This window comes from Rahnella sp. PAMC25559 (assembly GCF_050632365.1).
GTDB lineage: Bacteria > Pseudomonadota > Gammaproteobacteria > Enterobacterales > Enterobacteriaceae > Rahnella > Rahnella rivi.
On sequence record NZ_CP192543.1, the window covers coordinates 3,311,958 to 3,323,787 of the forward strand.

Sequence of the window (11,830 nt, forward strand, 5' to 3'; positions counted from 1 at the left end):
TCCGCAGGTTAATGAATAAAAAAACCTAAGTAAGAAGCTTACTTAGGTTTAATTTGCGGTGAATAAGAATGTGATTTTATTAGCGATAAAGAGACAACCGGGTCACTCCTCGCTGCTGTCAGACCTTTTGCTGCTTAAACCGTATTCCCGCAGTTTATTAGCAATCGCCGTGTGTGAGACGCCCAGACGTTTCGCCAGTTTTCGCGTACTTGGATAAGTACGATAAAGACGGGTCAGCACCGAACGCTCGAAACGCTTGCTGATGTCGTCAAGTGAACCGTTCAGCGCTTCCTCGCCGATGGTCACCTCGGCATCGAAGTCCGGCAGGACGATATCCTGCGGGCGAAGTTCTCCGCCTTCCAGCTGCGTCAGCGCGCGGTAAATGGCGTTTTTCAGCTGACGGACGTTGCCCGGCCAGCCGTAGTGCGTCAGATAATTCGCCAGCTGTGAAGAGAGTTTCGGGCGCGGCATACCCTGTTCATCAGAGAAGCGCGCGACAAACAGTTCGGTGAGCGGCATCACGTCTGCCGGACGATCGCGCAGCGGCGGGAGCGTCAGGCTCAGCACATTCAGGCGATAATACAGATCTTCACGGAATTCTCCGCGCTGCACCAGTTCCACCAGATTCTTCTGCGTGGCGCACATCACGCGCACATCCACCTTCACTTCATGCTCTTCACCCACGCGGCGGAAAGTCCCGTCGTTGAGGAAACGCAGCAGTTTGATCTGCATTCTCGGCGACATTTCACCGATTTCATCAAGCAGCACGGAACCGCCGTTAGCCTGCTCGAAGAAGCCTTTTTTGCCTTCCAGCGCATTCGGGTAGGCACCGGCGGCATAGCCGAACAGTTCACTTTCCACCACGTCATCCGGCAGCGAGGCACAATTGAGGCCAAGGAACGGTTTTTTGCCGCGGGCGCTGCGCAGATGGCAAGCGTGTGCCAGCAAATCTTTACCCGTGCCGGTATCGCCGACAATCAGCAGCGGCGCATCGAGCATCGCCAGTTTGCGCGCCTGATCCAGCACCTGACGCATTTTGCCGCTGACCGCGACAATATGGTCGAATTCACTGTCGTCATTGACGGTGAGATCCTGTAACTGCCGGCCCATGCGCGCGGCGGATTTCAGCATGATCACAGCGCCCGCCATCACGCCGGTCTGCTCTTCGTCATCCATATGAATAGGGGTGAGATCCATCAGGAAATCCTGACTGCGGATCACCACACGCTCACTGTGAGGCTGGGTGCTTTCGCTTTCCAGCCAGCGCGTGACGTTGTAACCGGTAATCAAATTCACGGCGTTGTACGTGCGGATTTTATCTTCATCCAGTTCGAATAGCGCGATTGCAGCGGGGTTGGCCTGCTCAATTTTGCCTTTCATATCAATGGAAAATACCGGTTCCGGCATGGACACCAGTAAAGCACGCAGTGCGCGGTGCTCACGCTCGGAAGGCATGAACGGCACGGTACGGACGTCGGTCACGCCATCAATACGACGGATTTCAGCCATCAGGGCGCGAAAAGTATCAAAATCCAGTTGGGAAAAATTCAGGTAAATGCGGCCAATCGAGGCAATCTCGATACCGCGCAAATCAATACTGCGTAAAACCAGTAAATCAAGGAGTTCACGGGTAAGACCCAGGCGGTCTTCGCAAAAAACTTCCAGACGCATCAGTGTTGACCTTTTTCTGCCGGTGCGGAAATCGCTGAGTGGCATAATACTCTTTCATGTACAGTGGCAGAAGAGACTGTCACGAAAAGTTGACAAATTAATTGTACAACTCAATCCGGATTGTCACAAAGTTTGGGCAGACTGTTTGCCCCGCAATGCGCCTTTGCTGGCTTTTTCATCAGCGCAGCGGTTTCGCCATCTGCCCCTTTATCTGCTACTATCGCCCTTCTGATTTCATCGCCAAATGGTTCCCGACTATGAAGTTTGTCTCCTTTAATATCAACGGATTGCGCGCCCGTCCGCATCAGCTTGCGGCAATTATCGAACAGCATCAGCCTGACGTCATTGGTTTGCAGGAAACCAAGGTCCATGACGATATGTTTCCGCTCGAAGATGTCAGCCAGTATGGCTATCACGTTTTCTATCACGGGCAAAAAGGCCATTACGGTGTTGCCATGCTGACCAAACAGGCGCCGCTGGCTGTACGCCGTGGTTTCCCTGGTGATGACGAAGAGTCTCAGCGCCGCATTATCATGGCCGACATCGAAACGCCGCAGGGCGTGCTGACGGTCATCAACGGGTACTTCCCGCAGGGCGAAAGCCGTGACCACCCGACCAAATTCCCGGCAAAAGAGAAGTTTTACCGCGATTTGCAGGACTACCTGAACACCAGTCTGTCGGTGAATAATCCGGTGGTGGTGATGGGTGACGTGAATATCAGCCCGACCGATCTCGACATTGGTATCGGTGAAGACAGCCGTAAACGCTGGCTGCGCACCGGTAAATGCTCTTTCCTGCCGGAAGAGCGTGAGTGGATGGAACGCCTGAAAGGCTGGGGGCTGATTGACACCTTCCGCGCCGCCAACCCGGAAACCGCCGACAGATATTCATGGTTTGACTACCGTTCACGCGGCTTCGATGAAAACCGTGGCCTGCGTATCGATCTGATCATGGCCAGTACGCCGCTTGCCTCACGCTGCATAGAAACCGGTATCGATTACGATATCCGTGGAATGGAAAAACCTTCAGATCACGCGCCAATCTGGGCGACGTTTGACCTGAAATAATGAAGATTGTCGATGTGGTGGCCGCTCTGATTGAGCGCGAGGGGAAATTGCTGCTCGCCCGTCGTGATGCCACCGGCGATCAGGCCGGTTTGTGGGAGTTTCCTGGCGGGAAAGTCGAAGCCGGTGAGAGCCAGCAGGCCGCGCTGATCCGCGAATTGCAGGAAGAGCTGGGGATCGACACGACGGTTGCAGAATTTGTCGCCACCAGCGAACTGCAACAGCCCGCGCGGTTGATTCGCCTGCACGGCTGGCGGGTCAGCGATTTCAAGGGAGTGATAACGTTACGGTGTCACTCAGAAATCCGCTGGGTAGTGCCTGCCGACGTGCACTCTTTTGAACTGGCACCGGCAGACGTTCCGCTGATCGACGCCTATCTGCGCGCCTATTGCGGCTGACTGTCACGCATTAAAAAAGGCGCGGACTGAATACAGTTCCGCGCCTTTTTACTGTCTAAAAATCAGTGTCTGAGCATTCACGTCAGGCTGAACACTACTTCTTCAGCACCTGCCACTTCAGCTCATTGGTGCCCACCACCAGCGGATCGCGCACGCATTGCAATACCACGCTGTCGGCAGTCACCACCGCGCCCTCGCTGTAGCTCTGATTATTGTAAATACAGCAGTTGTGACAGGTCGGTGCGCTGTTGTTATTACTGTTGCCGCTGTTCTCCCAGATTTGCGGCGGCAGCGGCACCACGACGTCAGCACCATTGTTATAACCGGTGCGGTTCGCCAGCGCCGGGGCAGACAGCAACGCCGAACCCGCCAGTAAAACCATCAGCACGTTTTTCATATTATTCATCACTGCTTGCTTCCTTACCTTTGGTGCTCGCTTTACGTCGTTTAGGGGCGCTTTTGCCTTTCGCCGCTGCGCCCGCCGGTTTGGAAGGCAGACTGCGGAATGCCGAAGACACCCGGTTCGTTTTCGCCTGCATGATGAGATCCTGCAACGTCGCAACCAGCGGCTGCATGAAATCCTGATAACGGCAGTTCTTTTCACTGATGCGCGTCAGGGTCGATTCCCAGTCGGCGGTCATGTCCGGCCTCCCGGCGATGTCCGGCAGCGAGTGGATTAACGCGCGGCCTGTATCACTGGAATGAATGTAGCGCCCTTTCTTGTACAAAAATTCACGGCGGAACAGCAGTTCGATGATCCCGGCGCGCGTGGCTTCCGTACCCAGCCCGTCGGTCGCACGCAAAATTTTCTTCAGCGCTTTGTCCTGCACAAATCGCGCAATACCGGTCATGGCGGAAAGCAGCGTGGCATCGGTGAAAGGCCGTGGCGGCTGGGTCTGACGCTCAACCACTTCACCCCGTTCACAGAGTAATTCGTCGCCTTTCGCCACCACCGGCAGCGGTGTGCCCTCATTCTCTTCGTCACGCTCTTTACTGCCCAGCAACGTGCGCCAGCCCGCCTCGGCCAGAAAACGCGCCTTGGCGATAAACTTGCCACCGGCGATATCGAGATCAATCACGCATTTGCGGTAGACCGCATCCGGGCAGAACTGCATCAGATACTGACGCGCCACCAGGCCGTAAATCTTTTGTTCATTGTCTGTCAGGTGCACTGTGCTGCTGCGAGCGGTCGGGATGATCGCGTGGTGAGCATCGACTTTTTTGTCATCCCAGCAGCGGTTACGAATATCCGTGTCTATGACCGGTTGCGGCATCAGGTCCGGCTGATGCACGCCGATGGCGTTGAGCACCGCATGACGTCCGGCAAAATGCTCCTCAGGGAGGTATCGGCTGTCTGAACGCGGATACGTAATCAATTTGTGCGTTTCGTATAATTTCTGACAGATATCCAGGATCTGCTGCGCACTCAGCCCGAAGGCTTTGGAGCCTTCAATCTGCAAGGTGGAAAGCGAAAACGGCAGCGGCGCAATGTCATTCTCACGCTTGTCATTATAGCCGGTGACGATGGCAGGCTGGCCGCCGATGCGCGCCACCACGTGATCGGCCAGCGGCCGGTGCAACAGACGCCCCTCTTCATCCTGGTAAGGTTCACAGGATTCGCTCGGCTGCCACAGGGCGAAAAAACGCTCGTCGGCGGGCGTCACGATATGCGCTTTCACTTCAAAGAAATCTTTCGGCACGAAGTTTTCAATGTCTTCGTCGCGACGCACCACCAGCCCGAGGACAGGCGTCTGTACACGTCCTACGGAGAGCACGCCGTTGTACCCGGCGTTGCGACCCAGAATAGTGTAAGCACGGGTCATGTTGATGCCGTACAGCCAGTCTGCGCGGGCGCGGGCCAGCGCGGAAACGCACAGCGGGATGAAATCGCGGTTATCCCGCAGCCGTTCAATGGCACGTTCGACGGCCTGCGGGTTGAGATCGTTAATCAGGCAGCGCTGGGTGGCGTGACGTTTTTCCGGCGTCAGCTCAAGGTAATCCAGCACTTCATCCACCAGCAATTGCCCTTCACGATCCGGGTCACCGGCATGGACGACCTGAGAGGCCTCGAGCAATAAGCGCTTAATGACGTTGAGTTGTTTAGCCACGGAGGAACGCGGCTGGAGCTGCCATTTTTCGGGAATGATCGGCAGATCGGCCAGCGACCAGCGCGCAAAGCGGCTGTCGTAGGCGTCTGGCTGAGCCTGCTCGAGCAAGTGACCTACGCACCAGGTGACCACCTGATCGTTACCACAGGCAATATAACCGTCACCGCGACGATGAGGTTTCGGCAGAACATCCGCAATGGCGCGGGCAAGGCTGGGTTTTTCCGCAATGAACAGACGCATCAGACAGCGCCCGTCAGAGTGTTAACGGCTAACATTTTCATTGTCCCATCCTTCATTCACAACGTCCTCATCATCCAGAGGGGGCTATGTTAGCCGCTGGCGGCACATTTAGTAAGACGGTTAAAGGTATCTGAGATGACGGTCGCTCATTAAGGCAGCAAAAAACCGGTTTAATCAGAAAGCACTGAGAAAAACCGGCGAGTGATGACGTTGTGCGCCCTGCTTAAAAGTGGCTGACGAATGGCGTGCTGTCGACCGGAATGATTTGAAGACTGGCTTTTAACTGCGGCGTGCCGAGATACAGGAACCCGACAATTTTATCATTTTCACCGCATTTAAATGCCTTGCGCACGTCAGGATGATCAGTCCACGCTCCGCTTCGCCAGATCCCGTTGAAGCCCTGCGCCAGCGCCGCCATCTGCATCGCCTGAACCGCGCAACCGGCAGAGAGTAACTGCTCCCACTGTGGCACTTTCGCGCTTTCTTTGCAGGCGGCAATCACGGTGATGATTTGCGGCGCTCGAAGCGGTGCCTGAGTGGCTTTTTCAATGGCCTTTTCATCCGCGCCGTCTTTAATCGCTGCCGCACGCAGCAGTTCGCTAAAACGCACCAGCCCGTCGTTTTCCGCAATGACAAATCGCCACGGCTGTAAGGCACCATGATCCGGTGCGCGCAGACCGGCATTGATGATGTTTTGCAGCGCCTCACCGGACGGGGCTGGCGCGGCCAGACGGGAAGCAGAACGGCGGTTGAGTAATAAATCTAAAGCATCCATTAAAAACTCCTGAGCAGAACTGAGAATAATTGCTATTAACCGTACGTTAACATAGGCACGAGGCCTTTTTCCAACCGGCTGATGGCTTTCAGATAATCTGTCACCGGTAAATTCTGAAATGATTTAAAGCTGACTTTTCTCCGGCGGGTCATTAGGATAGCGATACTTTTCCCGTCTTGTTGGAGAGACCATGCGCACATTGTGGCGAATTATCGCCGGTTTTTTTAAGTGGACCTGGCGTCTTCTTAATTTCGTCCGAGAATTTATTCTCAACGTATTTCTTATTGTGATCATTCTGGCCGGGGTCGGCATCTGGTATGCCGTGCAGGATAAACCCGCTGACACCACCAAAGGCGCGCTGCTGGTCGACCTCAGCGGATCCGTGGTGGATAAGCCTTCGGTCAATAATAAAGTGCGCCAGTGGGGCCGCGAACTGCTGGGCACTTCCAGCAGCCGCCTGCAGGAAAATGCCCTGTTTGACCTGGTAGATACCATCCGTTCGGCGAAAGATGACAAAAACATCACCGGTATGGTGTTGCAGCTGACTGACTTCACCGGCACCGATCAGGCCTCCATGCAATATATCGGCAAGGCGCTGCGTGAATTCCGCGACGCGGGCAAACCGATTTATGCCATCGATGACAGCTACGACCAGTCGCAATATTATCTGGCCAGCTACGCCAACAAAATTTACCTCTCGCCACAGGGCGCGGTCGATTTACACGGTTTTGCCACCAACAATCTGTATTACAAATCGTTGCTGGATAAGCTGAAAGTCACCACCAATATCTTCCGCGTCGGGACATACAAATCCGCTGTCGAGCCGTTGATCCGTGATGACATGTCCCCTGCTGCCCGTGAAGCAGACAGCCGCTGGGTAGGCGGATTGTGGACAAATTATCTGAATACCGTCTCCGCTAATCGTCAGATTACCCCTGAGCAACTGTTCCCGGGTGCGGCAGGCGTTCTGGCCGGGATGCAGGCCACCGGCGGCGACATGGCGCAGTACGCGCTGAAAGCCAAACTGGTGGATGCTCTGGCATCACGCAGTGAAACAGAAAATGACATGGTCAAAGCGTTTGGCTGGAATAAAACCACCAAAGACTTTAACTACACCAGCATTTACGATTACTCGCCAAAACCAAAAGCTGACAACAACGATCCGCAAATTGCCGTGATCTTTGCGACCGGTGCGATCAACGACGGTGAAGAACAACCGGGTGCTGTCGGCGGGGATACCACCGCACAACAAATTCGCGATGCCCGTCTGGATCCGAAAGTGAAAGCGATTGTATTTCGCGTGAACAGCCCTGGCGGCAGCGTCAGCGCCTCCGAAGTGATCCGCTCTGAACTTGCCGCCGCGAAAGCTGCCGGTAAGCCAGTGGTGGTGTCAATGGGCGGCATGGCGGCGTCAGGCGGTTACTGGATCTCCACGCCGGCGAACTACATCATTGCCAGCCCGAGCACCCTCACCGGTTCCATCGGTATCTTTGGCGTGATCAACACATACCAGAACACGCTCGATTACGCCGGTGTGCACACTGACGGCGTGGCCACCTCCCCGCTGGCAGACATCGCGTCCACCAAAGCATTGCCGCCAGAGTTCTCGCAGATGATGCAACTGAACATCGAGAACGGTTACAAAACCTTCCTCGGCCTGGTGGCTGATTCGCGCCACAAAACGCCTGAGCAGATCGACCAGATCGCCCAGGGGCATGTGTGGATCGGTTCTGATGCCAAAGCCAACGGCCTGGTAGATGAACTGGGTGATTTCGACGATGCCGTGAAAAAAGCCGCAGAGCTTGCGAAACTGCCGAAATGGCAGCTGAACTGGTATGTCAGCCAGCCAAGCCTGAGTGATATGGTGTTTTCACAAGTGAACGCGTCCGTGCACGCCATGCTGCCCGCGGTGGTTCAGGCTTACCTGCCTGCACCGGTGAGCAAAATGGCGATGGAGCTGAAATCACAGGCTGATCTGTTCAATAACATGAACGATCCGCAAAACCGTTATGCCCTGTGCCTGACCTGCGGTGACGTGAAGTAACGTTCATTTATACTGCAAACAGTCTGCCCGGAGCCTCTTCCCGAGACTCCGGGCTTTTTTTGGGTGGGACACCGGCAGCGAAGTCTTTATACTCACCGCAGTTGCTTTCACCTTTCTATAAAAAGAACACCTTCGATGACTAAAAAATCTATTTATGTTGCCTACACCGGCGGCACCATCGGTATGCAGCGTTCAGAACAGGGTTACATTCCGGTTTCCGGCCACCTGCAGCGACAGCTGGCGCTGATGCCGGAATTCCATCGCCCTGAAATGCCTGAGTTCACCATTCAGGAATACGCCCCGCTGATGGATTCCTCCGACATGACGCCGGAAGACTGGCAACACATCGCTGATGATATTCAGGCACATTACGAAGATTACGACGGTTTCGTTATCCTGCACGGCACCGACACGATGGCGTTCACCGCCTCGGCGCTGTCGTTCATGCTGGAAAACCTGAGCAAGCCGGTTATTGTGACAGGGTCACAAATTCCGCTCGAAGCGCTGCGTTCTGACGGACAAATCAACCTGCTCAATTCCCTGTACATTGCCGCAAATCATCCGGTCAACGAAGTGACGCTGTTCTTCAACAATCGTCTGTATCGCGGCAACCGCAGCACCAAAGCGCACGCGGATGGTTTTGATGCCTTCGCATCACCGAATCTGACGCCGCTTCTGGAAGCCGGGATCCACATCCGCCGCCTTTCCACGCCGTCCCTGCCGCAGGTGCCGGCCGCCAGTCTGAAAGTCCACAACATCACTCCGCAGCCTATTGGCGTGGTGACGATTTATCCGGGAATTTCCGCAGAAGTGGTGCAAAACTTCCTGATGCAGCCGGTCAAAGCCTTAATTCTGCGCTCCTACGGCGTGGGAAATGCGCCGCAGAAAGGCGATTTGCTGAAAGTTCTGAAAGACGCGTCGGAGCGTGGCATTGTGGTGGTTAACCTGACGCAATGTATTTCCGGTCGCGTGAACATGGGCGGCTATGCTACCGGCAACGCGCTGGCGCATTCGGGTGTGATCAGCGGGTTTGATATGACCGTTGAGGCGGCGCTGACCAAACTGCATTATCTGCTCAGCCAGTCACACACCCCTGAAGCAATCCGGGAACTGATGCAGCAAAACCTGCGCGGCGAACTCACTGAATAAGAGGCGATATGAAATCTGCATTGTTGCTGGTTGATCTGCAAAATGATTTTTGTCAGGGCGGCGCATTAGCCGTTGCTGAAGGTGATGCCACGATTGCGGTCGCCAATCAGATGATGGCGTGGTGTAAAAAGCGCAATGTCGCCGTCGTGGCGTCTCAGGACTGGCACCCCGCAAAGCATCGCAGTTTTGCGGTGAACTCACATGCAGAAGCCTGGACGATGGGTGAACTGGACGGCCTGCCGCAGGTCTGGTGGCCAGTGCATTGTGTGCAAAACGAACCCGGCGCAGAGTTTCACCCGGCGCTGGAGACACAACGTCTGGATTTCGTGGTGCAGAAAGGCACGAATCTGGATATCGACAGTTACAGCGCGTTTTACGATAACGGACATCTTTCGGCAACCATGCTGAACGACTGGCTGAAAGCGGCCAAAATCACCCATCTGTACGTCATGGGCCTCGCCACGGATTACTGTGTGAAATTTACCGTGCTGGATGCGCTGACGCAGGGTTATGAGGTCACACTGATTACCGATGGCTGCCGTGGTGTAAATCTTCAACCGCAGGACAGCAGCGACGCCATTGACGCCATGCAACAGGCGGGCGCGAAAGTGAGCACCTCGGCTGAGGTTCTGGCGTAATTTCGTTATGGGGCGTCTTTGTCGCAGGCGCCCCGATGCCGTGCATTCCCCTGAAATTAAAGAAAATGTCCGAAAGACTCAGGCGTGACACTGTATGTCCGAACACCTTGACGTTAATTTACCAAGTTTAATCTTGTTTAATTGATGAGATCGGTTAGGGTAGTCCTTCATTCATTTCACGAGGGACGTTTGCATGCCTGTTTTGCACACAGCACATGGCGATATCGATTATCAGGACATGGGTGCGGGTGACACGACGTTTTTTCTCATGCCGGGTTGGTGCCAGCCGAAAACGGTTTTCCATGAGTTCGCTGCGATGGCGGCCAGCAGATTTCGCGTGGTGATTATCGACTGGCGAGGTCATGGAAAATCATCGACCGATGGCCGGGACTTTGACGGCGCGGCGTTATTAACCGACGCTCTGGCACTCATCGGACACCTCAATCTTCTGCGGGTAATCCCTGTTTCCGTTGCGCATGCCAGCTGGATAGCCGTTGATCTGGCTGAACGTTTACCAGAACGCGTGCCTGCAGTGGTCTTTCTTGACTGGATAATGAATCAACCCGCGCCGGAATTCTTCAGTTCAATCGAAGAGATGCAGGATGCAAATAGCTGGAAAAACGCCCGAAATGAACTGTACGAATTTTGGCTGGCAGGAAGCGAATCACCCGACATCATCCACCATCTTAAAACCGAAATGTCCGTATCCAGTTTCCAGCTGTGGCGACTTGCAGGACAGGTCATTGCCGACGCTTATCATCAGCACGGTTCGCCTTTGCGGCGCCTCGAAAAACTCCGTCATCCGCCAAAGGCTACCCACATTTATTCCCTCGACAGAAATGACGAATACCTGCTTTTACAACAGCGTTTCGCGGCGGATCATGATTTCTTTGCGGTGAAACGGCTGGAGAATGCCATCACGCATCTGGCCGTGCTGGAAAGGCCGGGCGATGTACTTGACGCGATGTTGGAAAATCTGGAGGGAGAACATCTCAGGAGAAAAACATGTTAAAAGTGATTGCAGAAGATTTTATTAAACCGGAGTCGATCGGCACAGTCATGCCATTTTATTCCGAGTTGGTTGAGGCCACCCAACGGGAACCTTTATGCCTTGCTTATCATCTGTTCATTGATGAAAAGGATCCGGGTCATTTCATTTTTATTGAAGAGTGGCCAGACCATGCAGCACTCGAGGCACATTGTGCCAGTGAGCACTTCAAACGGCTTGTCCCGCTGATTGATCAACACAAACGCAAAGACGCCACCTATATTCTGATGAAAAGTGCGTTATAACGGCGCCAGCTCTGAAAGATAATGAATGCCAGGGAAATCAGAAAAAAGCCCCGCAAACCGGGGCTTGTTACCTTCTGCTGACGCCGGCGGGTTAAAAGGAAATTCCCTCCAACCCCGGTACAACAGAAGGTATTTACCCGAAAGATTTTCTGTTACTCCGGTCTGAGCCGAATCAACGTCTCTTCCGCGAACTGTTGTTTCAGTTCCTGTTTGCTTTTCGTGACGATCTGGCCGTCGGTGCCGATGCTCATGTGTTGCGCGTCCACGTTGTGACGCGACTGATACAGCATCACTGCCTGCAAACTATGATCTTTTTGTTCCGGGGTCAGCGCCACGCCGTCGGGCCATTTGCCCAGTTCGACGGCCTGTGCCAGACGCGCGTAAATTTCCGGCGTCATCACATCAATGAGTTGATTTATTTCCATCTGCTACCCCCTGCTCGTCACCATT

General features: G+C 54.4%; 12 protein-coding genes. 7 read left to right on the plus strand and 5 right to left on the minus strand.

What is annotated here, in order from left to right; all coding sequences use genetic code 11:
- Window positions 1-102: 102 nt before the first annotated feature.
- The gene (tyrR, locus tag ACQZQY_RS16455) at window positions 103-1,671 is read right to left on the minus strand and encodes a transcriptional regulator TyrR (protein ID WP_122095623.1); all 1,569 of its coding nucleotides are present in this window, start codon (window positions 1,669-1,671) and stop codon (window positions 103-105) included.
- A 257-nt stretch (window positions 1,672-1,928) separates the two neighbouring features.
- Between tyrR and xthA the strand changes: the two genes are divergently transcribed.
- Together xthA and ACQZQY_RS16465 are read left to right on the plus strand one after the other, a co-directional pair.
- On the plus strand, window positions 1,929-2,738 hold the full coding sequence (xthA, locus tag ACQZQY_RS16460) for an exodeoxyribonuclease III (RefSeq protein ID WP_056771915.1): 810 nt from the start codon (window positions 1,929-1,931) through the stop codon (window positions 2,736-2,738).
- Window positions 2,738-3,133, plus strand: a complete 396-nt coding sequence (locus ACQZQY_RS16465; RefSeq protein WP_431296029.1) for a pyrimidine (deoxy)nucleoside triphosphate diphosphatase — start codon at window positions 2,738-2,740, stop codon at window positions 3,131-3,133. The genes xthA and ACQZQY_RS16465 overlap by 1 nt, the downstream gene beginning before the upstream one ends.
- A 94-nt stretch (window positions 3,134-3,227) precedes the next feature.
- Here ACQZQY_RS16465 and ACQZQY_RS16470 read toward each other — a convergent pair whose 3' ends face one another.
- The 3 genes from ACQZQY_RS16470 to ACQZQY_RS16480 form a co-directional block, all read right to left on the minus strand.
- Window positions 3,228-3,530 carry a DUF1496 domain-containing protein gene (locus ACQZQY_RS16470; protein ID WP_200930274.1) on the minus strand — a complete coding sequence of 101 codons (303 nt, stop codon included), beginning with the start codon at window positions 3,528-3,530 and terminating at the stop codon, window positions 3,228-3,230.
- 1 nt (window position 3,531) lies between these two features.
- On the minus strand, window positions 3,532-5,481 hold the full coding sequence (locus tag ACQZQY_RS16475) for a DNA topoisomerase III (RefSeq protein WP_431296030.1): 1,950 nt from the start codon (window positions 5,479-5,481) through the stop codon (window positions 3,532-3,534).
- A gap of 223 nt (window positions 5,482-5,704) precedes the next feature.
- Window positions 5,705-6,256 carry an NAD(P)H nitroreductase gene (locus ACQZQY_RS16480; RefSeq protein WP_056770338.1) on the minus strand — a complete coding sequence of 184 codons (552 nt, stop codon included), beginning with the start codon at window positions 6,254-6,256 and terminating at the stop codon, window positions 5,705-5,707.
- 190 nt (window positions 6,257-6,446) lie between these two features.
- On the opposite strand from ACQZQY_RS16480, the gene sppA reads away from it, so the two are divergent.
- The 5 genes from sppA (at window position 6,447) to ACQZQY_RS16505 (ending at window position 11,380) form a co-directional block, all read left to right on the plus strand.
- Window positions 6,447-8,300: a signal peptide peptidase SppA gene (gene sppA / locus ACQZQY_RS16485; protein WP_431296031.1), complete on the plus strand. Its 1,854-nt coding sequence runs from the start codon at window positions 6,447-6,449 to the stop codon at window positions 8,298-8,300.
- A 135-nt stretch (window positions 8,301-8,435) separates the two neighbouring features.
- Entirely contained in the window at window positions 8,436-9,449 is a 1,014-nt protein-coding gene (ansA, locus tag ACQZQY_RS16490) for an asparaginase (protein ID WP_056770331.1), read from the plus strand.
- A gap of 8 nt (window positions 9,450-9,457) precedes the next feature.
- The gene (gene pncA / locus ACQZQY_RS16495) at window positions 9,458-10,087 is read left to right on the plus strand and encodes a bifunctional nicotinamidase/pyrazinamidase (RefSeq protein WP_122095219.1); all 630 of its coding nucleotides are present in this window, start codon (window positions 9,458-9,460) and stop codon (window positions 10,085-10,087) included.
- Between the two features lie 193 nt (window positions 10,088-10,280).
- The gene (locus ACQZQY_RS16500; RefSeq protein ID WP_431296032.1) at window positions 10,281-11,099 is read left to right on the plus strand and encodes an alpha/beta fold hydrolase; all 819 of its coding nucleotides are present in this window, start codon (window positions 10,281-10,283) and stop codon (window positions 11,097-11,099) included.
- Window positions 11,093-11,380 (plus strand): putative quinol monooxygenase, encoded by a 288-nt coding sequence (locus tag ACQZQY_RS16505; protein WP_136377235.1) that lies wholly within the window; start codon window positions 11,093-11,095, stop codon window positions 11,378-11,380. Before ACQZQY_RS16500 ends, ACQZQY_RS16505 begins: the two co-directional genes overlap by 7 nt.
- A 152-nt stretch (window positions 11,381-11,532) precedes the next feature.
- Here the strand turns inward: ACQZQY_RS16505 and ACQZQY_RS16510 are convergent, their stop codons facing one another.
- Window positions 11,533-11,805 (minus strand): YeaC family protein, encoded by a 273-nt coding sequence (locus ACQZQY_RS16510; RefSeq protein WP_056770320.1) that lies wholly within the window; start codon window positions 11,803-11,805, stop codon window positions 11,533-11,535.
- Between the last annotated feature and the right edge of the window lie 25 nt (window positions 11,806-11,830).

Excerpts from the sequence above, each read along its gene's own strand:
- ACQZQY_RS16465 (WP_431296029.1), top strand. The coding sequence starts at position 2,738 with ATGAAGATTGTCGATGTGGTGGCCGCTCTGATTGAGCGCGAGGGGAAA.
- pncA (WP_122095219.1), top strand. The coding sequence starts at position 9,458 with ATGAAATCTGCATTGTTGCTGGTTGATCTGCAAAATGATTTTTGTCAG.
- ACQZQY_RS16505 (WP_136377235.1), top strand. The coding sequence starts at position 11,093 with ATGTTAAAAGTGATTGCAGAAGATTTTATTAAACCGGAGTCGATCGGC.
- xthA (WP_056771915.1), top strand. The coding sequence starts at position 1,929 with ATGAAGTTTGTCTCCTTTAATATCAACGGATTGCGCGCCCGTCCGCAT.
- sppA (WP_431296031.1), top strand. The coding sequence starts at position 6,447 with ATGCGCACATTGTGGCGAATTATCGCCGGTTTTTTTAAGTGGACCTGG.
- tyrR (WP_122095623.1), bottom strand. The coding sequence starts at position 1,671 with ATGCGTCTGGAAGTTTTTTGCGAAGACCGCCTGGGTCTTACCCGTGAA.
- ACQZQY_RS16510 (WP_056770320.1), bottom strand. The coding sequence starts at position 11,805 with ATGGAAATAAATCAACTCATTGATGTGATGACGCCGGAAATTTACGCG.
- ACQZQY_RS16475 (WP_431296030.1), bottom strand. The coding sequence starts at position 5,481 with ATGCGTCTGTTCATTGCGGAAAAACCCAGCCTTGCCCGCGCCATTGCG.
- ACQZQY_RS16470 (WP_200930274.1), bottom strand. The coding sequence starts at position 3,530 with ATGAAAAACGTGCTGATGGTTTTACTGGCGGGTTCGGCGTTGCTGTCT.
- ansA (WP_056770331.1), top strand. The coding sequence starts at position 8,436 with ATGACTAAAAAATCTATTTATGTTGCCTACACCGGCGGCACCATCGGT.
- ACQZQY_RS16500 (WP_431296032.1), top strand. The coding sequence starts at position 10,281 with ATGCCTGTTTTGCACACAGCACATGGCGATATCGATTATCAGGACATG.
- ACQZQY_RS16480 (WP_056770338.1), bottom strand. The coding sequence starts at position 6,256 with ATGGATGCTTTAGATTTATTACTCAACCGCCGTTCTGCTTCCCGTCTG.